This window comes from Streptomyces sp. ICC1 (assembly GCF_003287935.1).
Classification (GTDB): Bacteria; Actinomycetota; Actinomycetes; order Streptomycetales; family Streptomycetaceae; genus Streptomyces; species Streptomyces tritrimontium.
In genome coordinates this window covers 2,336,302-2,361,227 of the sequence record NZ_CP030287.1, presented here as the reverse complement: position 1 = coordinate 2,361,227, position 24,926 = coordinate 2,336,302, and the positions used below count along the sequence as shown (strand labels likewise).

22 protein-coding genes and 1 pseudogene are annotated in these 24,926 nt (G+C 70.3%); 8 read left to right on the top strand and 15 right to left on the bottom strand.

What is annotated here, in order from left to right; translation table 11 throughout:
- Positions 1-29 precede the first annotated feature (29 nt).
- Genes DRB96_RS11195 through DRB96_RS11150 form a run of 10 tightly spaced genes read right to left on the bottom strand, consistent with a single transcriptional unit; the run spans position 30 to position 9,245 of the window.
- Positions 30-1,283 carry an ATP-grasp domain-containing protein gene (locus DRB96_RS11195; RefSeq protein ID WP_112448310.1) on the bottom strand — a complete coding sequence of 418 codons (1,254 nt, stop codon included), beginning with the start codon at positions 1,281-1,283 and terminating at the stop codon, positions 30-32.
- A 47-nt stretch (positions 1,284-1,330) separates the two neighbouring features.
- Positions 1,331-2,248 carry a hypothetical protein gene (locus DRB96_RS11190; RefSeq protein WP_162688616.1) on the bottom strand — a complete coding sequence of 306 codons (918 nt, stop codon included), beginning with the start codon at positions 2,246-2,248 and terminating at the stop codon, positions 1,331-1,333.
- A 27-nt stretch (positions 2,249-2,275) separates the two neighbouring features.
- The gene (locus DRB96_RS11185; protein WP_112448308.1) at positions 2,276-3,010 is read right to left on the bottom strand and encodes an SDR family oxidoreductase; all 735 of its coding nucleotides are present in this window, start codon (positions 3,008-3,010) and stop codon (positions 2,276-2,278) included.
- Between the two features lie 45 nt (positions 3,011-3,055).
- Positions 3,056-3,751 carry an SDR family oxidoreductase gene (locus tag DRB96_RS11180; RefSeq protein ID WP_112448307.1) on the bottom strand — a complete coding sequence of 232 codons (696 nt, stop codon included), beginning with the start codon at positions 3,749-3,751 and terminating at the stop codon, positions 3,056-3,058.
- The gene (locus DRB96_RS11175) at positions 3,748-4,491 is read right to left on the bottom strand and encodes an HAD family hydrolase (RefSeq protein ID WP_162688617.1); all 744 of its coding nucleotides are present in this window, start codon (positions 4,489-4,491) and stop codon (positions 3,748-3,750) included. Before DRB96_RS11175 ends, DRB96_RS11180 begins: the two co-directional genes overlap by 4 nt.
- Positions 4,484-5,512, bottom strand: coding sequence for a hypothetical protein (locus DRB96_RS11170; RefSeq protein ID WP_112448305.1), 1,029 nt, complete (start codon positions 5,510-5,512; stop codon positions 4,484-4,486). Before DRB96_RS11170 ends, DRB96_RS11175 begins: the two co-directional genes overlap by 8 nt.
- Entirely contained in the window at positions 5,509-5,895 is a 387-nt protein-coding gene (locus DRB96_RS11165) for an L-rhamnose mutarotase (protein WP_112448304.1), read from the bottom strand. Before DRB96_RS11165 ends, DRB96_RS11170 begins: the two co-directional genes overlap by 4 nt.
- Positions 5,892-6,827, bottom strand: coding sequence for a dihydrodipicolinate synthase family protein (locus DRB96_RS11160; protein WP_112448303.1), 936 nt, complete (start codon positions 6,825-6,827; stop codon positions 5,892-5,894). The genes DRB96_RS11165 and DRB96_RS11160 overlap by 4 nt, the downstream gene beginning before the upstream one ends.
- A 31-nt stretch (positions 6,828-6,858) precedes the next feature.
- On the bottom strand, positions 6,859-7,938 hold the full coding sequence (locus tag DRB96_RS11155; RefSeq protein ID WP_112448302.1) for an FAD-dependent oxidoreductase: 1,080 nt from the start codon (positions 7,936-7,938) through the stop codon (positions 6,859-6,861).
- A complete protein-coding gene (locus DRB96_RS11150; protein WP_343234514.1) occupies positions 7,935-9,245 on the bottom strand; it encodes a lysine N(6)-hydroxylase/L-ornithine N(5)-oxygenase family protein in 1,311 nt (436 codons plus the stop codon). Before DRB96_RS11150 ends, DRB96_RS11155 begins: the two co-directional genes overlap by 4 nt.
- A 491-nt stretch (positions 9,246-9,736) precedes the next feature.
- Here DRB96_RS11150 and DRB96_RS11145 point away from each other — a divergent pair, with 491 nt between their 5' ends.
- The 4 genes from DRB96_RS11145 to DRB96_RS11130 all read left to right on the top strand — a co-directional run bounded on the left by DRB96_RS11145 (position 9,737) and on the right by DRB96_RS11130 (position 14,857).
- Positions 9,737-10,657: a helix-turn-helix transcriptional regulator gene (locus DRB96_RS11145; protein WP_162688618.1), complete on the top strand. Its 921-nt coding sequence runs from the start codon at positions 9,737-9,739 to the stop codon at positions 10,655-10,657.
- A 297-nt stretch (positions 10,658-10,954) separates the two neighbouring features.
- A complete protein-coding gene (locus DRB96_RS11140) occupies positions 10,955-11,269 on the top strand; it encodes a cupin domain-containing protein (protein ID WP_162689060.1) in 315 nt (104 codons plus the stop codon).
- Positions 11,266-12,870 carry a class I tRNA ligase family protein gene (locus DRB96_RS11135; RefSeq protein WP_112448298.1) on the top strand — a complete coding sequence of 535 codons (1,605 nt, stop codon included), beginning with the start codon at positions 11,266-11,268 and terminating at the stop codon, positions 12,868-12,870. The genes DRB96_RS11140 and DRB96_RS11135 overlap by 4 nt, the downstream gene beginning before the upstream one ends.
- Entirely contained in the window at positions 12,863-14,857 is a 1,995-nt protein-coding gene (locus DRB96_RS11130; protein ID WP_162689059.1) for an FAD-dependent oxidoreductase, read from the top strand. The genes DRB96_RS11135 and DRB96_RS11130 overlap by 8 nt, the downstream gene beginning before the upstream one ends.
- 47 nt (positions 14,858-14,904) lie before the next feature.
- On the opposite strand, the pseudogene DRB96_RS11125 reads toward DRB96_RS11130, so the two are convergent.
- Positions 14,905-15,059: pseudogene (locus DRB96_RS11125) on the bottom strand (DUF2000 family protein); the annotation flags it as partial.
- Between the two features lie 72 nt (positions 15,060-15,131).
- Positions 15,132-15,689: a YbaK/EbsC family protein gene (locus DRB96_RS11120; RefSeq protein WP_112453335.1), complete on the bottom strand. Its 558-nt coding sequence runs from the start codon at positions 15,687-15,689 to the stop codon at positions 15,132-15,134.
- 933 nt (positions 15,690-16,622) lie between these two features.
- Here DRB96_RS11120 and DRB96_RS11110 point away from each other — a divergent pair.
- Positions 16,623-16,994, top strand: a complete 372-nt coding sequence (locus DRB96_RS11110) for a VOC family protein (RefSeq protein ID WP_162688551.1) — start codon at positions 16,623-16,625, stop codon at positions 16,992-16,994.
- A 301-nt stretch (positions 16,995-17,295) separates the two neighbouring features.
- Here the strand turns inward: DRB96_RS11110 and DRB96_RS11105 are convergent, their stop codons facing one another.
- Entirely contained in the window at positions 17,296-19,074 is a 1,779-nt protein-coding gene (locus DRB96_RS11105; protein WP_112448294.1) for a hypothetical protein, read from the bottom strand.
- A gap of 546 nt (positions 19,075-19,620) precedes the next feature.
- Between DRB96_RS11105 and DRB96_RS11100 the strand changes: the two genes are divergently transcribed.
- The 3 genes from DRB96_RS11100 (at position 19,621) to DRB96_RS11090 (ending at position 22,056) form a co-directional block, all read left to right on the top strand.
- Positions 19,621-20,301: a hypothetical protein gene (locus tag DRB96_RS11100; RefSeq protein WP_112448293.1), complete on the top strand. Its 681-nt coding sequence runs from the start codon at positions 19,621-19,623 to the stop codon at positions 20,299-20,301.
- 289 nt (positions 20,302-20,590) lie between these two features.
- Positions 20,591-21,103 carry a hypothetical protein gene (locus DRB96_RS11095; protein WP_162688550.1) on the top strand — a complete coding sequence of 171 codons (513 nt, stop codon included), beginning with the start codon at positions 20,591-20,593 and terminating at the stop codon, positions 21,101-21,103.
- 638 nt (positions 21,104-21,741) lie between these two features.
- The gene (locus tag DRB96_RS11090; protein WP_112448291.1) at positions 21,742-22,056 is read left to right on the top strand and encodes a hypothetical protein; all 315 of its coding nucleotides are present in this window, start codon (positions 21,742-21,744) and stop codon (positions 22,054-22,056) included.
- A gap of 208 nt (positions 22,057-22,264) precedes the next feature.
- Here DRB96_RS11090 and DRB96_RS11085 read toward each other — a convergent pair whose 3' ends face one another.
- Positions 22,265-22,672, bottom strand: a complete 408-nt coding sequence (locus DRB96_RS11085; RefSeq protein ID WP_112448290.1) for a hypothetical protein — start codon at positions 22,670-22,672, stop codon at positions 22,265-22,267.
- Positions 22,673-23,005: 333 nt separating this feature from the next.
- Complete coding sequence (locus DRB96_RS11080) at positions 23,006-24,910, bottom strand: Dyp-type peroxidase (RefSeq protein ID WP_239516097.1); 1,905 nt, start codon at positions 24,908-24,910, stop codon at positions 23,006-23,008.
- Positions 24,911-24,926: the final 16 nt, after the last annotated feature.

Sequence of the window (24,926 nt, the reverse complement as noted above, 5' to 3'; positions counted from 1 at the left end):
GAGGGCCGGGGCGGCTTGGCGTTACCCGATCAGGCGATGGTGTAGAAGCCCTCGCCGTCGAGCTGGCGGATGGTGCCGCGGTCGCGGTGGACGACCGCCTCCACCTCGTGGGCGAGCTCGACGAGGAGCGGGATCTTGAAGTCGTCGACCGTCCGGTGGAGCGCCCCTCCCGGCGCGACGCCCATCTTGAGCTGGTGGAAGCTCTCCAGCGCACGGACGTCCGGCAGCCTCGGATAGTCCACGAGGGTGCCCGACCGCGGCGAGATCAGGCCGACGGAGGAGACGAACCGCTCCACCCGGTAGTCCTCGCCGCAGCGCTCCAGGAACCTGCCGGGCTCCAGGTAGGCGTCGAGCGTCCACTCGAGCTGGCCCTCCCCGAGGGCGGTGCGCACGAGCACCGGAAGACCGCCGCCGCACAGTCGGGCACCGGTCTCGATCAGAGCGGGTCCGCCGGGCGTCAGCTTGAGCTCGGTGTGGGCCGGTCCGTTGGCCACGCCCAGCGCGTCCAGCACGGCACCCGTATAGGCGACCAACGCGTCCTGCACCTCGCCGCGCCGGGTCAGCAGATGGGCGCTGTCGAGGAGGTCGCGCACGCCGTTCGCCGAGATGTGGGTGGTCTCCCAGATGTCGGTGACGTGGTGGCGTCCGTCCATGCTGACGGTGTTGACGTAGTACTCGGTGCCGAAGAGGTACTCCTGCAACAGCACCGCCTCGTTCTGCGAAGCGACGGCGTTGTCCTGGCCCAGGACACCGCGAAAAGCCTCCCTCACCTCATCGGCGGAGTCGCAGAACCGCACTCCGTCGCTTCCGGAGCTGCGCAGGGGCTTGACGACGACTCGCCCGCCCAGCTTGCCGAACCACTCGACGGCTTCCTCCTCGTCGGCGGTGATGTGCTGTTCGGCGCCGCGCAAACCGGCGGACTTGACCGCCTCGACCATGCGGAACTTGTCGCGGCGTTCGGCGCTGAGGGCGGTGCCGTTGGAACGCAGGCCGAGCATCTCGCTGAGGGTGTCGGCGAGTTCCACCCCCACCTCGCCGCCGGGCAGGACGGCAACCGGCCGGTGGTCGCCGAGCAGGCGGGCGGTGGCAGCCAGGTCGCCGCGGTGGACGATGTTCACGGGAAAGTCGTCCGGCACGAACTGCGGTGCCGAAACGTGGGGGATGAGCTCGGTGCTCTGGACGTGCACGGCTCGGTAGCCGCGCTCCCGCAGTAGCGGGGCGAGACGGTTCGCCGAGGAGTAGGCGTCGACGATCGCGACGGTCGGCGGGGTGGACGCGGACACGGTGGTTCCTTCTGCTGGATGGTCCGGGACGGGCCGGGAAGGCCGGCTCATCGGGTGAGGACGAAGACTCCCTCGCGGTTGCGGGACTGGTAGTGGTCGATGTCGGCGAGGAGGGTCGCGCGGTCGTGGTGGCGCAGCCAGAGCGTCAGGACGGGGTTCTCGTTCACCGACGGAGTCACGGGGGCTCCGGGTTCGGGAATGCGTTCCGGCCCCGCGTACGAGGGTCGGCCCAGGAGCTCGTCCAACCCGGTCACTTCGGCGAGCGTGCCGTGCGCGCGGGCGATGAACGAGTAGTCGGCGACGCATCCGATGTCGCCCGCATCGGCCAGGGCGACGGGACGGCCGGTTGCCAGGGCCCCCGCCTGACCGGGAACTCCGAGCAGGGCACACAGCTCCGGCAGCGGCGAACCCGCGGGCCGGGCCGCCCATTTGATGACCTTCAGGGTGTCCTCGCCGACGACCAGTTCGAAGTGGACGGGGCCGTCGGTGATGCCGGCGGCCTTGACGACCGGTGCGAGGCCGTCGGTGAGCCGGGACAGCAGCGGGTCGTCGGGCGAAGGGTTCATCACGCTGGTGAGCAGGGTCCGCGGTCCCTCGTCGAGGGTGAAGCAGCGCCAGCAGTCGGTCAGGACGAGACGTCCCTCGTGGACCACACCGTTGGCGAAGTACGGGGTGCCGGGCACCAGGGCGTGTACGACGACGCGGTCGCCGGAGCGCTGCCACAGGTGAGCCCGGGCGGACTCGGTGAGCGGCGCCCCCGGCCGGTGGAACAGCGCCGAACCGATCTCGGCCGAGAACTCCGGGCGCACGACGACGGTACCGGTGGCGCCCGCGAGGTGGGCGGCGAGCGCGGCCGGGGTGTCCAGGACGGTCAGGTCGAGCGCGAGGCCGGTCCCGGCGGCGGCGACCGTGGCGTTCTGCGCCACCTTGCTGCGGGACACGGGTGTGGACACGGGTGTGGACACGCGAGTCGACATGGGCGTGGACACGGATCAGACCTGCTCGAAGTGGAAGGACTTGATGAAGCAATCGCGGGGCTGGCCCACGGCGAAGAGCACACACTCCGACAGTGACTGGGAGGTCAGCATCGAGTCGGCGGTGCGCGGCGCCTTCTCCCAGGCTTCCGACAGCGGATCGGCGTTGCGGAAGTCCGGCGGGTACAGGGAGATGACCCGCACCCCCTGGCCGCGCAGCCGCTCGGAAAGGATGTCGGAGAATCCCGCCTGGGCGTGCTTGGCGGCGTAGAAGGCGTCGTGGGCGCTGGAGCGGCTGTATCCCTGAGCCCCGCAGGTGGAGACCATGGTGACGATGTCGGCGTGGTCGGAGGCGAGGAGCAGCGGCAGGAGGTTCTTGGTGACCAAGACCGTGCCGACCGCACCGGCGGCGATGGTGTCGACCACGTCCTCGTCGGAGGCGGAGAGCAGGTCGGCGCCCTCCAGCCAGCGAGCCCCGTTGTTGACGAGGACGTCGATCCGGTCGGTCGCCTCGGCCAGCCGGGCGGCGAAGTCGCGGATCGAGGCGGGATCGGTCAGGTCACAGGCGAAGGCGTGGACCGAGGCGTGGCCGAGGGCACGGATCTCGTCCCGCACCTTCTGCGCACCGGCAAGCCGGCGGGCGGAGAGGAAGACCTCGGCGCCTTCCTGGGCGAAACGAATGGCCAGGGTGCGGCCGAAGTCGCGCGAGGCGCCAGTGATGACGACGCGGTGACCGGCGAAGCGGTTGCTCACAGTGTGTCCAGGGTTTCGTGGTCGGGACTGGTGGTCGGGACCAGGCTAAGAGGCGGGGAAGAACAGGCCGTTGCCGGACGGCTCGTGGGGCAGACGGTGCAGGAGATGGTCGACCGCCGTACGGGCCCACGCGTCGGGGGCGGGGTACTGCTCGTGTTCGCCGGGCAGACAGGTGGCCAGCATCTCGGTGTCCACCGCGCTGTGGGGGGCGATGGCGAACGCCTTGACGTGATCGGGCAGCTCCCCTGCGAGGGCGCCCACGTACCCCTCGACGGCGAACTTCGCCGCACTGTAGGCGGCGAGGTGGTGGCGCGGGTTGCGGCCCCAGCCGGAGGACAGCGCGACGAACATCCCGCCGGACTCGAACATCAGCGGAAGGAAGGCGTGCGCCATGGCGTGCACGCCCTCGACATTGACGCGCACGACCTCGGCGAAGACGGCCGGCTCGACCTCCCAGACCGGCCGCTGGGAGTGGATGGCACCCGCGTTGGCGATCACCAGCCCCGGTTCGCCCAGCTCGGCGGCCGTGGCCCGGGCCCACGCCGACACGGCGTCGGCGTCGGTGACGTCCACCGTCTCGACCAAGTGCCCGGAGCCGAGCATGCCGCGCAGCTCCCTCACCGCGCCGGTCGAGCGGCCGCATCCCGAGACGGGATGGCCCAACTCGGCGAAGCGCAGGGCGAGGGCTCGGCCGATCCCCTTGGTCACTCCGGATATCACCACGGGAGGTCGCACGCTCATGCTGCCGTTCCCTTCGGTCGGTCGTCGTGGCAGGCGCCCGGCGAAACGACGGTGCCGGGGGTGAGGTCCCACACCTGGTGGGAGCCGATCGCCTCCGGCCCGGTGAGAACACGGCCGGCCGGGAAGAAGGCGTACCGTTCCACGAACAGGAAGCCCGTACCTGCCTTCGCGGCGGCCAGCAGGTCCTGTCGGGCGTCGCCGACGAGCACGGTCCGCGCCGGTACGACGGCACCCTCGTCGCCGAGGATCTCGGCCAGCCGCCGGGCCTTGGTGCGTTCACCTCCCCGTACGGAGCGGAAGTGGGAGGCGATTCCGGCCCGTGCGAGCACCGCCTCGGCCTCGGCGGTGAGGGTCCCGGTCGCCACGTGCAGGGGGACGCCCCGGGCCGCCAGCGCACCGACCAGCTCGGCGGCCCCCGCGCACCGCGGGGCCTGCCGGTAGCGCTGGGCGAGCAGGGCGGCGTAGCGGCCGGAGTAGCGGTCCCAGAACGCCTCGAAATCGGGCCCCTCGCCCCTCCCGCCGAGCCCGTCGCGATGGAAGGCGGCGAAGTGCTCGCGCCGGGACCGGCCGAAGGTCCGGCGGAACTCGTGGAGGAAGTCCTCCACGAGTTCCGTACCGAAATCCGACAGCGCGGTCCGCATGCAGGCGACCTTGACCTCGTTGGAGTCGACGAGGACTCCGTCGAGGTCGAAGACGACCGTGTCGTGACCGGCGAGCCAGTCGAGCAGACGGTCAGGCATGCTGCAGTACGCGCTGCAGCTTCTCGGCCGAGAAGCTGTGCGCGCCCTCGGAAGCGAGGGACCACAGGGCTCGAAGGCGCCTGTCGGGGCTGTGGTCCGCGGTCGCCTCCAACTGCTGCACGTAACTGGGGTGCACCCCGTGCATGCCGGCGATGGCATAGAGCGGGTTGGCTCCCCACCGGTGCTTCTCGAACAGGGCGAGGAAATGCCGGGCGGTGGTCTCCAGGAGCGGCCGCATCCGGCCGGCCGGTTCGCCGAGGGCGGCCAGCAGTTGCTCCGTGCGGGCGTTGCCCGCCCCTCGCCCCATGCCGAGGACGGTGGAGTCGAGCCAGAGCGCACCGGCTTCGGCGGCGGCCAGGGTGTTGCCCAGTGCGAAGCCCTGGTTGTCGTGGGCGTGGATGCCCACGGGTGCGCCCTGGCCCGCGCGGAAGCGGGTGACCAGGGACCGTACCCGGGCGGCGTGCATGGAGCCGAGCGAGTCGGCGACGTACACCGCCTCCAGCGGGCCCATGGCGGCCACCTGCCCGATGATCTCGTCGACCTGCTCATCGGTGGCCAGGTCGATCTGCATCAGGTTGAGGCAGACCCCGAACCCGGCTCCGCGCAGTGATTCCACCAGGCCCGCGCACTCGGCGACCCTGGCGTGGTGCACGGCGACGCGTACGAGCTCGACGGGCAGTGCCCCGGTCGCCAGCCGTTCGGCGAGCCGCGGCCCCACCCCGTCGGCGGATTCACCGAGCAGCGAGCCGGCGTCCACCATGACCGCGAAGCGCAGGGAGTGGTCCGTGGGCAGCGCGATCCGCAGGTTGGGCGTCAGCCCGGCCGGCAGTCGTCCGTAGGGGCCGCGGTCGTTGTCGTCCAAGGACGCGTAACCGAGTTCGACCACGTCGACGCCGGCGGCGGCGCATGCGGCGAGGTACTCCTCCACCAGGACGGAATCGAAGTTCCAGTTGGTGTAGTAGCCGCCGTCGCGCAGGGTGCAGTCGAGAAGGGTGACCGCGGACCGGTCGGTGGTGCTCACACCGCGTCCAGGTCGGGCAGCGTGTTGGTGAAGTCGACGTGGTGGATGCGGCGCATCGGGGCCCAGTTCAGCTTGCCGTCGTTGCCCGGGTGGCGCTCGAGGAGCCCGCCGTCGGTGTGCATGATGTCGTCCCACTCCTGGACCTTGGGGTGGAGGTCGTTGGCGCGCAGGAAGTCGTGGACGGGCTCGAAGTGGTCCTCGGCCTCGACGTACATGAACAGCGTCAGCGGGTCGATGTAGAAGATCTGCAGCTTGCGCACGCCGATGGTGTCGAGGGCGCCGCCCGGGCCCACGATCTCGGGCCAGACTTCGCGGTGCAGGGCGATGTACTTCTCGGCGGCCGCTTCGTCCTTGAGGCGGATGGTGAAGGCGTGGTTCTTCATCGGGAGAGCTCCTTGGCAAGGGTGAGAAGGTTGTCGTAGGTGTGGCGGACCTCGGTCCAGGTCTCGTCGTCCAGCACGTGCCGGCTGGGACCCCGGACGAGGGTGTTCTTGACGATCCCGCGCTCCTTCAGGAGCCGCTTGGCGATCGAGAGGTAGTAGTCGGTGCTGTTCATCATGTGACACATGAGGTAGGAGAGCGGGTGGCCGATGCGCTCGGCCTCGGCCCGCCGGCCCTGTTCGAGCAGGCGCCACAGCACGACCACGATCTCCGCGATCTCGGTGGCGGGGATCGTGCCGACGAGCCCCCTGCGGTGGCAGTCGAGCAGCATCATGCCGCCGTCGCCCTCGAAGATCCGGGCGCGGCCGCCGGTGGCGTCGCGCAGCAGGCTGACCCGGGGCGGGGTCGGCTGTGCCTCGGGCTTGAACAGCACCCGGTCCTCGCCGAACTCCTCCAGCAGCCGGACCTGGGTGGCGATCGACAGCGGTATCTTGGCCAGGCTCTTGGCGTGGTGGACGATCACGGGGATCTCCACGGAAGCGATGACCCGGCGGTAGTAGCCGAGCATCTCCTCGTCGCCGAGGGCGACGGTGGCGGGATGCATCACGAGCAGGGCGTCGACGCCGGCCTGTTGCGCGTGGCGGGAGTACTCGATGGCGGCCTCGGCGGTTTCGGCGCCCGTGCTCATGACGGAGACGCCGCGCCCGGCGGCGGCCTTGGCGCACAGTTCGGCGACGCGAAGCCGTTCGGAGTGGGTCAGCCGGAGCACCTCGGAGACCTGCCCGACGACGAACCCGTCGCAGCCGACGCCGAACATGTGCTCCGTCTGGGCGAGGAAGTCTTCCTCGTCGAGGGCGCCCTGCTCGGTGTAGGGCATGAGGATCACCGGCAGAACGCCTCTGATCTCCGGTTTCGCTCTGGTCTGTTCGGTCATCACGTCTCCTGTGGTCGTGGAGGCAGGGTGGTCACGGTGTCGTGCTGGTGAGGTGGCGCAGCACCTCGGTGGCGGCCCAGGGCGCCATCTTGAAGCCGCCGCCGCTGAAGCCGGTGGCGAGCAGCAGTGCCGGGTCGCCGACGAGCGGGCCGACGCGCGCCCGGGTGTCGGGGGCGTAGCACTCGGCGGCGCGCAGGCCGCCGCATGCCCGGCTGTCCCCGGCCCAGCGCAATCGCCGTGCCGCTGCTGCCCGGATGCGCGCCGAGTGCTGCGGGTCCAGGGGCTGGTGGCCGGCTCCCGGCGTGCGCAGCCCGGTGGGGTGGCCCACGTAGATGCCCGCGGCATCCGGGTGGGGACGCCCGTTGAGGTCGTGGATGTCGTCCATGTACGCGGGGTGTCCGGCGACCGGGGCCGCGGGCAGGCGCAGGTCGACCTGGATCGCCTGTGTCCACAGGTCGTGCGGGACGCCCCACGAGGTCAGCAGCGAGGGGGTCCAGGCGCCGGTGGCGAGGACGACGCTGCGTGCGCGGACGACGCCGCTGTCGGTGTCCACTCCCGTGATCCGGCCGTCCTGCCGGACCGGGCCGCGGACCGTGACGCCCTCGACGAGGCGGCCTCCCTTGCGCTGTCCGGCGAGCAGGAAGCCGCGCACGGTCTCGTCGGCGTCGATGTACCCGGCGTCCGGCTCCCAGACGGCACCGCACGCGTCTCCGCGGACCAACCCGCCGAATCGGCGGGTCAGTTCGTGAGGCGGCAGCCACTCGGCGGGGGCTCCGGCCGCGGCGATCCGGGCCGTTTCCGCCTGGGCGTACTGTGCCCGGTCGAGAGCCGGCAGGTAGAGGAAGCCGCACGACTGGAAGGGGACGTCGACGCCGGTGCGTTCGGCGAACGACCGGAAGTAGCGCCAGCCGACGAGGGACCGGTCGGACAGCACCGGATCGTCGTGGTAGGCGCGGACGACTCCGCCGCACCGGGCGGTGGTTCCTCCGCCACCGCGATGGGCGTCGACGGCGGTGACCTTGAGGCCCCGGTCGGCCAGTTCGTGGAAGATCGCGGCTCCGACGATGCCGGCGCCGACCACGGCCACGTCAGCGGAGGGAAGCCCGCTCACGGCTTCTTGCCGGCGTCGGCAGCCGGATCGGCCTGCCGGTCGCGCTGCTCGACGATGGAGGCGAGTATCTCGCCGGACCGGACGGCGACCATGGACAGCAGGGACGAGGTGATGCCGTGCGTGTGCTCGGTGCCGCCCTGCACGTAGATCCCGGCGCGAACGGCGGAGTCGGTGCGCACGCGGTAGTCCCGGGTGATGCCGAGCCGTCCCTGCTCGTCGCGCACGCAGTGGCGTCCCGCGTCGCCGAGCAGGCCGGTGGGCTCGAACGGCCGGTATCCGGTGGCGAACACGACGACGTCGGCGTCGAGTTCCTTGCGGGCCTCGGCCGGCAGGTCCTCGAGGTGCACGACGACGCCGGTGGCCTGTTCGGACACGCCGGTGACCCGGGAGGCGCGCAGGATGCGCAGCCGGTGCTCGCCGCGGACCTTCTCCTGGTACTCCGTGCGGTAGAGGTCCACGATGAGGTCGAGGTCGACCACCGAGTAGTTGGTGTTGCGGTGGTAGTCCATGAGCCGGTCCCGGACCGGCTCGGGCGCGTCGAACCAGACGTCGACCGCTTCCGGGTCGAAGACGCGGTTGGCGTACGGGCTGTCGTCCGCCGGGCTGTAGCCGAACCGGGACAGCACCGCGCACACCTCGGCGTGGGGGTGGGTGCGGTGCAGGTACTCGGTGGCCTCGGCCGCGCTCTGCCCCGCACCCACCACGACGAAGCGCTTGGGGGCGTCGTCCTTGAGCTCGGCGAGGTTGGTCAGGAGACTGCCGCTGTGCCAGACGCGTTCCGAGGCGGTGACGCCGTCAGGCATGACGGCCTCCAGGCCACAGGCCACCACGATGTTCCGGGCCCTGTGGACGGTCTCCTCGTCGCTGCCGGGATCGCGGGAGACCACCTCGAACAGGGTGGCCGCGCCGTCCGCACCGCCTTCGATGACGGGACGTACGGAGACCACTTCGCTGTCGTAGCGCACCATGTGGTCGACGTCGGAGGCAGCCCACTCCAGGTAGTCGTGGAACTCCTCGCGGGTCGGGAAGAACGACTTCTGGTTGATGAAGTCGACAAGTCTGCCCTTGTCGTGCAGGTACGACACGAAGGCGAACCTGCTGACGGGGTTACGCAGTGTGGCCAGGTCCTTCAGGAAGGAGACCTGCATGGTGGCGCCTTCGATCAGCATGCCGCGGTGCCATCCGAAGCTCTGCTTGCGCTCCAGGAAGACTCCGGTGAGTGCCTGTTCTCCGCCCAGAGCTTCGTTGTGCTCCTCCAGCGCGATCGCCAGCGCGAGGTTCGAGGGACCGAAACCGATTCCGACCACGTCATAGACGGGTTCATGCTCCGGATGTGGTTGCGTTTCGGGCATTCTTGTCCTCAAGAAAGTTTTGTCTCCGAACGGAGAAAGCGAATCCATGGCGGGTGCCGGCGGCGGTCGGGGTGCAGCCCGACCGCCGGTTAAGAGGCGGTCAGCGGTGCGGCACCAGGCCCCAGGCCCCAGGAGGAATCGTGGCTGAAAACAATCGAATGGCCGGTCATTGCCTTCGCGGCAGTGGCGGCAGCGGCGGATAACAGCGCCGAGCGCATTGGTATTTCCTCCCCGTTAGGACGCGTGGTGCGTCCATGCATCCACCCTGCACAGTCCCTGGGAGTTGATCAAGGGCCTTACCCTTCATGATCATGCAGTACGTGATCATGAAGGGGGAATCTATGTGTACAAAGACGGACAGGGAGATTGTTTCCGAGGGTAACGTCCTGTGTGCGGGTGGCGTTGCCGCGTACCGGGCGGCAGTGAACGCCGGCAGCCTCCGCGCGGTGGACGCACCCGATTGCGTCGTGGCCCTCGGCCTGCTGCGCGGCATCCCCGGAGTGGACGGCGTCCTCGTGCCCGTCGCACCCGCGGGGCCCCTCGCCCAGGCGCTGCGGCCCCACGAAGAGGGCATCCGGCGCCACCGGAACGCCATTGCCGCCACCCAGGCGGCCTTCGCCGCCGCGGAAATGGCCTACCGCGAGGCGCAGGGCGGCCAGGGCGGCCAACTGGCCCTCCTGCTCGGCGACTCGGTCATCGACGCCGCCCTCGACCGGGCCGTGACCTCCTGTCGGGAGGAGCTGCTCACCGTGCAGCCGGGGGGCGGGCGTGCCGAGCACCTGCTGGCCGGGGCGCTGCCGCGCGATCTGGGTGCCTTGAGGCGCGGGGTGCGCCAACGGACCCTCTATCAGCACGGGATACGTTCGCACCTGCCCACGCTCGAGTACGCCCGCAGGATCACCAGCGCCGGGGGAGAGGTGCGCACGACGAGCGAGGACATCGACCGGGTGATCATCTGCGACCGGCGGGTGGCCTTCGTGCCCGGCGACGACCCCGGCCGCACCCCCGAGGACGGCATCGGGGGCGGCGGTGGCGGCTCGGGGGCGCTGATGGTGCGTCACCCGGCCCTCGTGCGTCACTTGGTGCGGTGCTTCGAACGGTGCTGGGACAACGCCAGCGTCGTCGGAGCACTTGCCGCGCCCGCACGCACGGAGGTGGTGACCTCGGACATCCAGAGCCGGATCCTGCGCCTCCTCATCGAAGGGCACACGGACGCCTCGATGGCGGTCAGGCTCGGCGTGAGCGCTCGTACGGTCGCCGAGCACGTTCGCAGGATCTCCCAGCAATTGGGGAGTTCCAGCCGGGCGCAACTCGGCTATCGCATCGCCTCTTCGGGCTTGCTCGACGAACACGTCCAGGCAGATTGACCGCGAGAACATGTGTGTTAGATTTTCGCCGACTCGGCTCCGGGGGGTGCCAGAGCACCTTCCCCATGCATCCGATCTGTTTCCGAGACGTACTTCCGGACACGGAGAAGGATCTGCGGTCGAGAGCCCTACCGCGGTGCAGCGCGGAGGGCGACGTTTCATCTTTCCTCAGTCTCGGCAGACCGCCCCCGCATCGACGCGTCCGGCGGTCCCCGAGAACGTTCTGCAATGGCTGCGAGGACCCCCTTGATCACCAGAATCCGCATTTCCGCGGCACACGCCTCCGAAGAATTCGGCATGTCCTGCCAGCGACTGATCCCCTGGCAGTCCCAGGAAGCGGCGGACGAACCGCCCATCGGCGCCATGGCCTGCTTCCTGCCCGCCGGGACGGACTCCGAGCCCGACTGCCACGACCAGGACGAGGTCATGGTGATCCTCTCCGGCTCGGGCACGCTCCGCCTGGCGGGGGAGGTCACCGACTTCACCGTCGGTGACCTCCTGGCCCTCCCGCGCAACGACGAGCACGTCGTGTCGAACCCCACGGGTGAGCCGCTGTCCTGGATCTCGCTCTACTGGCCGCTGCACGAGCCGAAGGGCGGGCCCGCCGCATGACCGACCGTTCCTGGATCACCGCCACGCCCCCCACCCCCAACGGCGACCTCCACGTCGGCCACCTCGCCGGCCCCTACGTCGCCGCCGACGTGCTGGGCCGCTTCCTGCGAGCCGACGGCCACGACGTCCGGCTGACCACCGGGCTCGACGACCACCAGGGCTACGTCGCCGTACGCGCTCTGAGGGACGGCGACGGGAAGCCGGGGGAGACGGCCGACGGCTTCGGCGACTCGATCGTGCGCGTCTGGCGGGAGGCCGCCGTCGATTTCGACCACGTCGTGCGCCCAAGGACCGACCCGGAATACGTACCGCTCGTCCAGGAGTTCTTCCAGCGCCTGTACGATTCCGGCCACATCGTCGAGCGCACCCGTCCCCTGCCCTACTGCCGCCCGTGCGACCGCTGGCTGTACGAGGGACACGTCACCGGCGGCTGCCCGTCGTGCGGGGCGTCCTGCAACGGCAACGCCTGTGAACCCTGCGGCCGGCCCAACGACTGCGGCGACCTCATCGCCCCCCGGTGCGTCACCTGCGGCACGGACGCGGAACTGCGCGACGCCGCCCGGCTGTACTTCCCGCTGGCGCCCTTCACCGACCGGCTGACCGCCTTCTGGGACGCCGTCGACATGCCGCCCCGACTGCGGGCCCTGTGCGAGCGCATGCGGGCGGACGGACTGCCCGAGATCGCCGTCAGCCACCCCTCGGACTGGGGCGTGCCCGTGCCGACCGCCGGTTTCACCGACCAGCGCGTGTTCGTCTGGTTCGAAATGGCACCCGGCTACCTGCGGGAGTACGACCCCACGGGCGGAACGCTGCCGCAGAGCGGGCCGGTGCAGTTCTTCGGCTTCGACAACGGCTACTTCCACGCGGTGCTCTTCCCCGCGCTGTTCCTCGCCCATGACGACCGCACCCCGCTGCCCCGCGCCTTCGTCGTCAACGAGTTCTACCAGCTCGACGGCCTGAAGTTCTCCACGAGTCGCAGGCATGCGGTGTGGGCCCACGAGGCGCTCGCACTGACCGGATCCGACGTGCTGCGTCACCACGTGCTCGCCGACCGGCCCAACGGCCGCGAGACCAACTTCAACCTCGCCGCACTCGAGCGGACCCGGGAGCACCTCGCCGGGCTGTGGGACGGCTGGCTCGAGCGGCTGTTCACCGCCGTCACCGACGACTGCGCGGGCCGCGTGCCGCAGGAAGAGCCCACCGGCCCCGCCTGGGAACTGCTCGACAGCCGACTGCGCCGGATCGCGGCCGAACTCCACGAAGCCTACGGGCTGGCCGGATTCGACCCGAGGCGCGCCGTGGCCCTCCTCGACGAAGCCGTCTCCTGCGTCGCCGACTTCGGACATGTACAGGCCCACGAGCGCACTCGGCCCGGCGGCGCCGGCGCGTACCGAGCCGCGGTGCGCGGGCAACTGGCCGTGGCGGGGGCCCTGTCCGCCTGGGCCGCGCCCGTCCTGCCCGAGGGAGCCGCACGGCTCGCCGCCGCGCTGCACGTGGCGCCCGCCCGGCCCGTGGACGCCGACGCCCTCGCCCTCCCCGAGCCGGCCCTGCCGCTCATCGCTCCGGCCACGCCGGTCTTCACCGGTGCCGTCCGTGGGTAGTCGGGCACGCGTGGCCGTGGTCGGCCCGTTCAGCGGGCCCCGCGCATCCTGGGGCGTCCTGCTGACCCGGGCGGCGGCGGCCCGCCCGGGGCCCGGCATCTCCTGGGAGTTCCACGACGACCGCGGGGATGCCGACCGAGCGGCGGAGGTCGGCCGCGCGGTCGTGGCCGACGGCGGCTACGCCGCGGTCGTCGGCCACTTCAACAGCATGGGGGCCGCTCGGGTGACCGACGGCTACCGCGCGGCCGGCCTGCCGCTGCTGCTGCCGCTCTCCACCGCCCCCGGACTGCTCACCGAGCCCGGCGCACTGCGCTGGTGCGCCCATGACACCGGACAGGTGCGGGCCCTTCTGGCCGCGGCCCGCCCGTCCGGCCACCGGGCACCGGCCGTCGTCGACGACGGCAGCGCCTACGGACGCCGACTCGCCGATCGCTTCCGGGTGGCGCTGGCGACCGCTGAACCGCCGGAGCACCCGCCGGTCGACGTGGTCGTCTGCGGCACCCACGTGGGAGCGGCCACCACGGCACGCCGACTGCGGGCCGAGGGCTTCGAGGGCCGGTTGCTGTTCACCGACGACTGCGCCGTCGAGGAGTTTCCCGGGCTGCTCGGCTCCGCCGCGGGCGACGCCCACGTGGCGCGGCTTCGGGGCGGCGCCCGCCGCCATGTGGAGGCGGCGTTCGACTGCCTCGTCGACGCACTGACCGCACAACCGGATGTCCGGGGCGACGCGCTGCTCGCCGCCCTGCGCGGGCACGCCGGGATCGACTTCGACTCCCGGGGGGACGCCGTGGACGCCGCCACCTCCTCGGCCTGGGAGACCGTGCCGCTGGCCAGGGCCTTCTCGCGGATCCCCGCCCCGATGACCGGGCGGGTGTCCGAGCCGGACGTCGTCGTGATCGGGGACGGCGTCGTCGGCAGCGCCGTCGCCGCCGAACTCGCCGCGGCCGGCCGTTCCGTGGCGATCGCCACCCTCGGACCGGGTGCTCCCGCGGCCACCGCCGCGTCCGGCGGACTGGTCCGCTCCTACGAACCGCAGCCCGTGCTGCGCAGACTGGCCATCCTCAGCCACCAGCTCCTGTGGGGCGGCGACCCGGAGGAGGCCGCCCGCTGCGGCTTCCGCCGTACCGGCTCGCTCGTACTGCTCGGCCCGGACGACCTTCCCGAGGCTGAGCGGGGCCTCGCGGAGCTGCGGGACGCCGGGATCGCGGCGGAACTGCTGACACCGGACCAGCTCCGCTCCCGCTGGCCGGACCTGTCCACCGCCGGCATCTCCGCGGCACTGTGGGAGCCCGACGGCGGCTATGCGAGCCCAACGGCCACGGCGGCCGTCCACCGGACCAGGGCTCTGCGTCTGGGAGCCACCTTGCTGCCGTACGGTCCGGTGCACGAACTGCTCCCGCACCCGCGCGGCGCGGAAGTCGTCACGGCGGGCGCAGCCTTGACCGCGGCCTGCGTCGTCGTCGCCGCGGGCAGCGGCACCCCGGCCCTGCTCGGCGACCGCCTGTCGTTCCGCCCCGGTGCTCAGGCTTCCCGCACACGGCGCATCCGCTACGCCTTCTTCGACCGTGGGGGCCGGGAGCTGCCGGTCGTCAACGACCTGACGACCGGCGTATGGGGCAGGCCGCAGCTGGACGGCGAGGCGGCCGGCGGCCACCTCACGGGGCGGCCGGTGGACGAGTGGAACGTCCCCGTCGTCAGCGGCGACACCCTCACCGAGGAACAGATCGCCCACATCCGAGGCGGAGCGGTTCCCCGGTGGCCGTGGCTCGATCGGGCGCCGTTCATGAGCGGGCGGTTCGGCACCGACCTGTACCACCCGGACGGCCCGTTCCTCGGGCTCCTGAGCGGCGATCCGCGGACCGTCGTCGCCGCATGCTGGTCGGGCGCGGGATTCAAGACGGCACCCGGTGCTGCCGCCGAGGCCGCGGCGGCAGTCGACTACGTCCTGGGAGCACGGGCAGGAGCACGAGCACGAGCAGGGGCATGATCCCACGGCCCTGCCGGCCGGTTCCCGTCCCCGGCCCCGGCGCACCTGTGCATGCGGGCGCCCTTGAGGACTTTGTCCACGGAGTTGCGTGGCCCGTGGACGGCGATCCCGACCAGGTCGAGCCGGCCCTTGCCACCGCCGCCACCGCTGCCCGGTTCGCGCGGTCGTGGCCCGTGCCGAACAGGTCCGAGGTGAACACCGCGGTCGAGCAGCAAGTCCCGGCCTGGCGCGACAGCCCCGGCCGGGGCTGCCCGGAGCAGGAATCCACCGGCCGTCAGGAGGTGGCCAGGTCTTCGATCAGGTCGGCGCCGGGGAGCTCGGCCAGCAACGTGCCGGGCACGATCAGCTTTCCGCGGCGGCGGCCGCTGCCGATCAGTACGTACGGCAGAGCGACCAGGGAGGCGTCCACCAGCAGTGGCCAGTCCGCCGGGAGGCCGATGGGGGTGATCCCCCCGTACTCCATGCCGGTGAGCTCCACCGCGGTGTCCATCGGTGCGAATGACACCTTGCGGGCACCCAGCCGGCGGCGGACGGCACCATTGACGTCGGCCCGGGCGGCAGAGGGGACCAGGCAGGCGGCGAGGGAGGTTTCGCCGGCCCTCTTGGCGGCGACGATCACGCAGTTCGCCGACTGGTCGAGGAGTTCCGGGCCGTAGTGCTCGACGAACGCGGCGGTGTCGGCGATCGCCGGATCGGTGTCGACGTAGAGGATCTCGGTGGCCGGGGTCGCGCCGTGCCAGCCCCGGACGGCCTCGGCGACGGGGGCGACGAGCTCGTCGCCTCCGCCGCCGAGGCCGTCCGGGACCAACGCGGCCACCGCCCGCAGCCGCAGGGCCTCCTGCGCCGACGGCGACAGATGCCGTGCGTCCCCCACCAGATCGCTCACACCCAGCTCAACGACCCAGAACCCGAACCGTTTCTGATCAATAGCTGAGCGACTCGGCGAGCGAGCTCGGCGTTGGAGAATCCCGCTTCCCTGATCACCCCCGCGAGAAGCCGGTTGACTAAACGCTCCGGAGGTCGTTCCGTCATCAGCTCCAAACGGTGCGAATTTAAACGGGTATCCCACGTTTCCACCGAAGCCCTGCCCACGGATCTACTCGCCTGGCGGAACTCGAACGAAGCCATCGGTCCAGCCGTCCTCATCGAGCTGGCAGCCGCTTCGTCACCAGAAAGGTCCCCAGGTTCCTGCTGTGATGCGAACTCGACACTCCCATCGTTGCAGCCCAGGCGGCACCTTTCGCTGCCGAACCGTCAGATCGCACTATTCCGCTGAATAGCCAGGGCCAACGGCCATCGGAGGTTGTGAACATTCAGCCGGCGGGCCGATCCCGACTACGGTCAATTCCACGTCGTGTGCGTCGCGGTGGAGGGGATCCCAGAGAAGCGTGCCGCCAATTCGCCGTGTAACTGGCAGCGCGGCGGGTCAATTCCCGCCGACCGGTAGGACTGTGTCCCGCTGCGGCTGCCCATGCGCAACGGACGGCAGTGAATCTGAATCGGTGTGAACTCGGCCTGGTTCGAATACTGTTCGCGTCCGGCTGTGCCACTGTGCGAAGGTGATCCAGGTGTCGATGCCTGCTCAGCTTGTGGTGTTTCAAATACCCTGGATGGCGCGCGCCTTTCTGTTGCGGTCGACAGGGGCTTGTCCGGGGCGTATGTTGGGTTTTTGTTGGACTCGATGATCCGTGCCGGATTACACGGGCGTGGATCCTGCCAATCCTGAACGAAGGCGGCAGTGATGCGCTACGCGGGAACGACTCTCATGGTGAATGACGTCGAAGCGGCGGTGAGTTTCTATTCAAAGGCATTCGGGCTCGAACCGCTCTTTGCGGACCCCGACGGAACTTTCACCGTCATTTCCAACGGAGCAACGGGCTCCACGACGGAAGCAGGTGTGCTCCTTACCGTCGAGCACTGGAGCAAGATCGACGACTTCGCGGCTCCTGGCCCCACCAACGGGTTCCGCATCGGGTTCGATGTCGAGGATGCGGAAGCGGCATACAAGCGCGCCATCGATGCCGGGGCGACCAGCGCGAAGGAGCCGACGGTACGGCCCTGGGGGCAGAAGATCGCCGCGGTCTTCGACCCCAACGGCGTGATTGTCGAACTCGCTGAGCCGACCGAGTACAAGTAGAGCGACCAGCGCCGACGAGGCGGCTTGCGGCCCTGCAGGCTGGGCGTCTCGCCTGACGTGGTGACGCTGCGCGTTCCGAATCAAATGCGGGGCCATCGAGTAGGCGTCGCCCGTGCACCGAAGACGTGGTGGCCGAGGCCTTCTACGCCACCGACTTCGGCCTGTGCCGCCTACGCGCTCACGAACTACACCATGTTCAGCACCGACGGAAAGCCCGTCGACATGGCAGCCAACGCCTTCGGCTGGCTGGGACAACTCGACCCGGACAGCCAGCGCCAGGCGGCCTGGTGACTTCGTGACGTCATGGGGAGGGGACGGTGATGGGGAGTTCGGCGGCGAGTGTGCGGGTGGCATCCACGTGGAGGAGCGCTGGGGCGGCTGCCCCAGGTGTGGTGGGGCGGGTGGTCACGGCCAGGGAGAGCGGGCGCCGCCTGTTAAAGGGGAAACCGGTGGCGGCCGGGGTGCCGGTTGTGCAGTCGTGGCACAGGGCGAGGCTGCCCGGCGGTGTGGGCGCCAGGGTGCGGATGTCGGCAGTTGCTGTGTTCAGGACGGCGGAGGTGGTGGTCAGGCGGGCGGCGAAGCCGGTGGTGGCCGGGAGCGGGGCGAAGCGGGCGGGGTAGCGGGCCGGCTCGCCACTTGTGCGGTCGGGGATGCGCAGGTGGGTTCCGACACTCAGGCGGGCCACGGCGGGCGGGCGGTGGCCGGCAAGGGTGCTCAAGGACACGCGGACTCGGAGGTATCGGCGGCCATCCGCTAGGAAGGCGACCGGGAAACCGTTGAAGGATCCGCCGTAGAAGGTGCCGGTGGAGCCGTCGGGACCGGTGAAGGACCATGGGCCGGCAGGGTTGGCGGAGGTGGCGATCTGCCATGTCGCACCGGCCAGGCCGCCGTCGGTTCCCGCGAGGGCGGTGGTCAGGCCGTAGATTCCGGCTCCGGGCGCTGTATCGACGGTGGCGGAGGTCCACTGGCCGTGGGCGGCGCGGGCTTCGAGGTCGCCCAGGCTTACGGTGAGCGGGGCGACGCCGTCGATCTGGAGGGCACCGATCAGCGGCGTCGAGCCCCTGACGGTCGTGACCTGCACGGTCAGGAACCCGGCGTCCTCGCCGGAGGCCGGGACGTCGGTGCCGACGGCCACGGATACGGCACGGTTGCAGCTACCGGTGGTCCTGTAGGGATCGACGGTGACGGGGGCCGCGGTGCCGACTGTGAACTCCATGGCCGTGCTCTGCAGCAGCGGCACGCACAGCAGACCCAGGGTCGTCAGGAAGAAACCGCGGGCCTGGGCCGTCGTACCGGCGGCCAGGGGAAAGCGGTAGACGACCGGTTCATGCGTGAACACTCCCCTCCCGGCGCGCAGGGTCTGCATGAGGGCCGGCGGGATTCCCGGGGGCATGCTGGGGTGGTTCATGAACACGACACCGACGGGGGCGGTTCTGATCGCGGTACCGGTCAGGAAAGGGCTGGGCGGGTCGTCGTCGGCGGCCCAGTCCAGTTGGGTGTCGTCCGTGGTGGTGATCTGCGGGCCGGCCGCGTTGATCCGGTACAGCGGCGCCCGCAGCGGAGCCGGCGGAGCCGGCGCGGCGGGGGCGGGATTGTCGAGGTAGACGCACAGCCCGGTGGAGCCGCCCGGAGCCAGTGTGCCGCGCAACTGCACGCGCATGACCGCCTGGAGGCTGTCGGCGCTGACCACGCGGGAAGCCAGCAGGCGGCCGTCGTCGGCCACGGCCCTCAGTGAGCCGAACGGGACAGGGCCGGTAGGGCCGAGGAGCGGCACCACCAGGTCGGCCAGCGGATCGCTCACCCCGACGGGCAGGGGGCTGGTGAGCTTCGCGCACCGGCGCGCTTTCCAGGCCGCGTCCCACCAGCCGCCGACGGGGACCAGCTGCCCGCTTGCGTCGACCGCGCTGCCCTCGAAGGTGCCGGCCTGCCACGCGGAGGTCTTGCCGGTACCGGATGAGAAGACGACATCGGTCGCCTGGCTGTAGGAGTACACCGACCAGCCGGCCGCGGGTGAGACAGTGGTGGCCGCCCGCCTCAGACTGGCCGTCTCCGCCCGCGCCGGGCCTGTCGGGACGCCCACCAGGATGAGGACGCAGGCCAGTACCTGAAGCCACAGTCGCCGTGCCCGGCACAGGGCACGGCGGGCGGGTGAAACACTGGCACGGTCACGCACGTCGGTGGCACACCTCTCTGAGGGCGGAAGCCCTGCACGTCCTCCCGGAGATGCATCTCATCAGATGGTGTGATGAAAGCCCGTCAGGTCAAGTGGCGTGTCGCCTCCTGAACGCGGTGTGACAGAGACCGGCGGGAGGGCGCCGCGGCAGCACGCGGAAGGACCCCTGGATTCCGGGGCGCGGTATCCGGTATTCCGGAGTACTCGGCGGGCGGGTGCCCCGGTGGGCTCACGCGCGGCGCGCGGTGCGTCCGGTGTAGCGAAGGGGCTACAGGCTGAGGTGCGGACCTTCGGCAACCGGGTGAGAAGGAGAACGCTCCCGCGCGCGTAGAGGCGCTCGGCGGTGCAGGCTGGGCCCGACCGGCAGACGCCGACGATGGGAGCAGCATGCGATCACTACGGGGAGCACGGTCTCCGGGAGCAAAAGGGCGCAGGATCTCAGGGCGCGGGGCCGTGCTGGTGGCCCTGTCCCTGCTGATCGCGACACCTGCGGCGGCGGCGGTCACCTTCAACAACTACATGTCGGGTACGTTCGAACCGCAGGAGGCGTGTTTCACCAAGGTCGCGGGCAGCGACACCAGCCCGGCCGGCTCGACAGCGGTGCCCAGGGTCCAGCTCGACCCCAATGCCACCGTGACCACCACCGCCGGCACGACCGTCGTGCAGGAGGCCATGTACGTCGTGGGGTTCGCCGGTGACACCACGCTGTTCCGCGACGCCGTACGGTTCGTCAACGGCTGTGACTACGACATCGACCTCCTCCTCCGCGTCGAGACGGACCCCGCCGGGAGGGGCCCGCTGACCGGCAACTGGTCCGACCGCAACGTGAAGGTCTACCTGTCCACCCAGCCGGCCCAGGTCACCGCACCGTTCTCCAACGCCGCCTGGGACCAGTCCCCGCTCAACCTGGCCAACGCCGCCCCGAGCCCCGGCGACAGCGCCGGAGCCGCCGGACGGGTCATCAACGCCACCACCGGGACCGTACGCGTACCGGCCGGACAGCAATTCCAAGGCGGTGTGAGCGTCGACTTCGGTACGAGCGCCCACGGCGCGAGCACCGTCTACTGGACCGCGGTTGCCACGAAGGCGCCCACCACGTCCACCAGAGAGAAGGCACCCGACCACAAGGAGTGAACCGGCAGCGGCCACCCATGCCCCCTTTCGTGTTGATCTGACGGCCCGCCCGCGTCGTAGCCCCCGCCACCAGCCGGTCGGGGGCTACCGTCGCGGGCAGGTTCGATCAGCATCCGCGCCGACGACGGGAAGGGGGCGACGTCGGGGTGCACAACGGGACTGGCCGACAACCCGTTCACCCAACGCCGCCTCGGCCACAGCACGATCCGGTCGGCGCCAGGTGTCGCGGCGGGGCCTCCCGGGCTCTGTCGGCCCCAGCACCCCGTAACACCGTCAAGGCCGCAGCGGGATGACCACGGCACGCATGGTCCAGCCGCCGGCTCAAGCGGACCCGATCGGGCCGCAGGGCAACTACGCGGCCTTCGTCCGCAGCGCGACAGCCGCCGCCATCACGCTGCTGGCCGTCAAACTCGCCGCAGAACTCATCCCCGTACTCGCGCAAGGCGTCAACGTACGCATCGGCACCTGGGGCCACATCCTGCCGCGCCTTGAACTGGACATGAGGCCGGACGCGTTCGCCGACCTGCTGGCCACCTCAACCCTGGCCATGGCCGTCACCGCCACTGCCGCACTGGCCCTGACCCTCTGCCTGACCCGCTTCCCGCCAGCTATCACCGCGGGCTGGTGCCTCGGCCCGCCCATCACCCTGCTCACCCAGCTGGCCGAGCTCGCCCGCGACGACATGGCCGGGCCCTGCACCGCACAACCCCAGCTCGCCTGGACCCTGTACACCTCCGGCACCGGCATCCTGCTGGCACTCCTATGGCTCGCATCCCTGCGACGCCCGGCATCCCAGCCCTGAGACCAGTCGGCCCGGAAGTGTCAGCACTGCCATTCGTACTCGTCTTCCTCGCTCTCCCAGCCGGCCGCGTCCGGGGCGTCCAGCAGGCCGTCGGCCTCGCCTTCGCTGAACTCATCAGGTTCCACGGGCCCAGCATCTCCCGAGATGGCGCCAACGACCCGGCCGCGCTCGGGACCTGCGTATGTGTCACCGGGGTGGAGCGGTACGCATCCCAGCCTCAGCCGACGCCGTAAATCCTGCTACCCAGCGCGTGAGCGAGGGCCAGGGCGTGCGCATGGCGAGGTGAGAGGGCTCACGGTCGTTCGAATCTTCGAAGAAGGGGAGTGAGGTGTCCGGTCTGGGCGGTACCGGGCGGGGATCTGGCGAAGAAGTGCGGGACCGCTTCACCCCTTGCGAGGCCCGGGGATCAGCGGCTCGAAGTTGGTCCGGAGATGGCTCAGAGTGCTGATCTGGAGCGTCGTGGGCGAGTCGAGGTTTATTGGATATTGCTCATACTTGAGGGGGAATCACAGCCTCCGCGGTGGTTCGCCAGGGATTTGGTGGGCAACTCTGATCTCGCGACGTCGTCACCACGAGACCGAGGCGGTCGGCCAACTGCCTTGGAAACAGCCGCACTTCTGGTTCCTGGAGGAATTCACATGGCAAGCATCCGTACCGCCCGCGTCATCGCCGCCGTCGCAGCCCTTCCGCTCGCCGCCGCCCTTTTCACAGGCGTGGCCCAGGCGGACAACGGCGCCTTCGCCAACAACGGATCCAACGCGAGCGTGGCCAGCATCATCGGCAGCGGGGTGGGCGGCCACAACTTCGGCAACTCCTCCACCTCCCAGCAGGTGGCCACCGGCTCCGGCGCGTCCAATCAGAGCAACACCGCCCAGGTGAACGGGTCCGCCTTCACTGCGATCGACCAGTCCAACACCAACGTGGCGGTGAACTTCTACCCCTGGTGGTACTGACCGGACCGCGGCCCTGGGAGGGGCTGCGGACAGGGGCGAGGGGATGAGTGGGTGACTGCCTGTGCGACGGGACTGGCTGGGGTCCCGTCGCACAGGCAGTTCTGCGCCCGGCTTCGCACCCCACCGGAGATCAACTGCGGGCGCCCGGGGCTGTCGCGGCTGGATGACCACATCGTCCTCGTCGGTCATTGGCCGGCGGGGTGGTTGGTCAGGGCGCAGGAACGGCGCCGAGCTCGGGGACATCCTCGCCGGTGTGCTCGGTCCACCAGCTCGCGAACACCGACCGGTGACAGTACAGATCGGGCTTCTTCGCCAGCTGTTCGAAACAGAGCAGGACAAGCAGCTCGTTCTCATCGGCGCCCAGTTGGCGGAGCAGTTCCCGCGCGCTGTCCCGGATCGCCTCGACCCCCAGGCTGTCCAGTTTCTGGAGGTAGACGGGGGCGAACCGCTCCAGCGGCCACGTGATCTGTTGCCGGTCGGGGAAGAGCAGCGGCCACTTGCTGGTCCCGGGCAGGGGGTAGGTGAGGCGATACCTCGGGTATCCGTTGGAAATCCGGACCGGTACTCCGCCCGTGGTGGATTCGTATTCGGGGAATGAGCAGGTGGCAAACGGCACGGAGCGGCCTCCTCGCGGTCCTACGCAGGCCGGCGTCGGCCCTTGGGGGGCATGGGCGAGCATCAGCTCGGCATCGCAGCCCCAGCCGGGTTGGCGTTCCGTCCGGCGGCACCTTCGTGACGATAGCCCTCGGCCGCGCTCGTCGCATGTCGGCAATCCGGCGACGTCGTCGCGTGGAGTTCCCCCTCTGATCTGGACTGCTTCCTCCGGGACCCATACGTCCCAGTATCAACCTGTCCAGATCAGAGGGGGAACTTCAGAACCGGAGGTCCCCTCGTTACCGCGCAGGAGCGGTATCGAGGGGACCTGGGGTTTGGCGCGGGTAGTGCTGTGTCAGTGCGCCGTGCCGGTCTGCCAGAGCAGGGTGCCGTCGCCGGCGTAGATGGCCACGTTGCCGTCCTCCTGGATGTGGAACCTGGAGTCCGCGTTGCCGCCGACGGTGCGGGACCTCCACACGCGCTGGTCGGCCTTGTTGTAGATGACGAGGTTGCCGTCCTCCTCGAAGGCGAGACGTACGCCGCCCTGGCGCGCGGTGTTCGATTCCCAGCGGGACGCGTTCTTCTCGTCATAGACGACGAGATTGCCGTCCGGCTCCAGGACCAGCCGGGCCTTCGCCGTGGTGACCGGGGTCGTGATGGTCCAAGGGGGGTAGACGATGGCGGTGCCGTTTTTGCCCAGCTGGCCGATCCCGCCGCGACCGCCACCGCCCTGCTGGCCGCCGCCCATGCCACCGCCCGGTTGGCCACCGCCCATGCCGTCGGTTGTCAGTTTGCCTTCGGCGAGGAGTGCGATGGTGGTGAGTGAGGGGGCGAAGGCGTAGACGGCTCCTTCGGTGCGTACGAATTGCTGGAAGCTGAGGTTTTGGCCGTTGAATCTGACGGTGGTGTCGGGGCCGACCATGGCGTCGCGGCCGACTGGCGGTTTGCGGTCCAGGGGGAAGCCGGCGTTGTTGATCCAGCTCTGCTGGATGAACTCGAACTGGCGTACCAGGTCGGACTGGTAGGTGATGAGGAGCAGGCCGCGGGCGGCGTCCGCCCCGTGGCCTCCGCCGGCCGCGGGGTCGAAGGGCCGGCCGTAGGGGATGCCCCGCCGCATGATCCGTCGGCTGTCGAGCCCGTCCAGTCCCTCGAACGGCTCGGGCTCCTCGCCGGGCCTGAGCGCCAGACCGTCGCGGGGGTTGGTCTTGCGCAGGTGGGACCACAGGGGGGTGAGTTCCCCTTCGAGGTCGTTCTTGTAGCTGATGTCGTTGTCCGACGCGGCTTCCGCGTCGTTGGGTGAGTCCGCGAAGGGGCACTTGGTGATCGGGGTGCCCGAGGTCCAGCGTCCCACGACGCGGGCGGCCAGCCATTCCTCGGTGGCCTCGGGGGGGACGGCCTTGGCCTTCTTCAGTTCCTTCAGCCGTGCCCGGATCTGCGCCCACCAGCTGGGGACGTCCTGGCCCAGGCGCCGTACGACGTGGAAGGAACCGTTGCTCGCCCATGGCGGCAGGTCGTTGGGGCGTCCGCCGACCCTCTCCTCACCGATGACGAACTCACCGGCCGGGATGAGCCGGGTGCCGGGGTGCCCCTCCTCCCATTGCGGGTTCTTCGGATCGGGCTTGTCGAAGCCGCGTACGGCCGGCTCGCTGACGCCGTCCTTGAAACCGAAGTGCTCCTTGCCCCGGCGGGTCCCCTCCAGGGTCGCCCCGTCCTGCTCGAAGACGATCGACAGCCGGTGCATCGCGGCTTCCTGGCGCTCCTGGCTCAAAGCCGCGCGCAGGTCCTCGATGCGGTCGGCCGCGATGGTGAGCACCGCGTGGACCGGCTGCTGCCCCTTGCTGTTGCCGAAGAGCCAGTTCTCCGGGGAGTTCTCCTCCCCGAGATCAAGTACTCCCGCTCGTGCCGGGTGAGCCGGGCCCTGGGCGAACGCACCGAGCGTGCTGTCCTCGGGCGCCGGCGGATACAGCTCCTTGCCCACCAGCTCCTTCATGCCCGGATAGGTGAAGCTGACACCGCGCCAGGTAGCGGTGAGGTTCTTGGGGTCGTCCCCGCCCGAATTCTTGCGGGCACGGCTGAACTCGGCGTTGAACGTCGCCACCTGCCTGGTCGTGGCGATCCGCGGCCGCAACCGCTTCAACCACGTCCGCGCCATGTTCTGATCCCCGAACCTCAGGAACAGCAACTGCATATGGTCCTTCTTGAACCCGGCCAGGATGTCACCCTGAATCTCCCTGCTCTCCCGCAAAGGCAGACCGGTCATCGCTGTTGTCGTCACT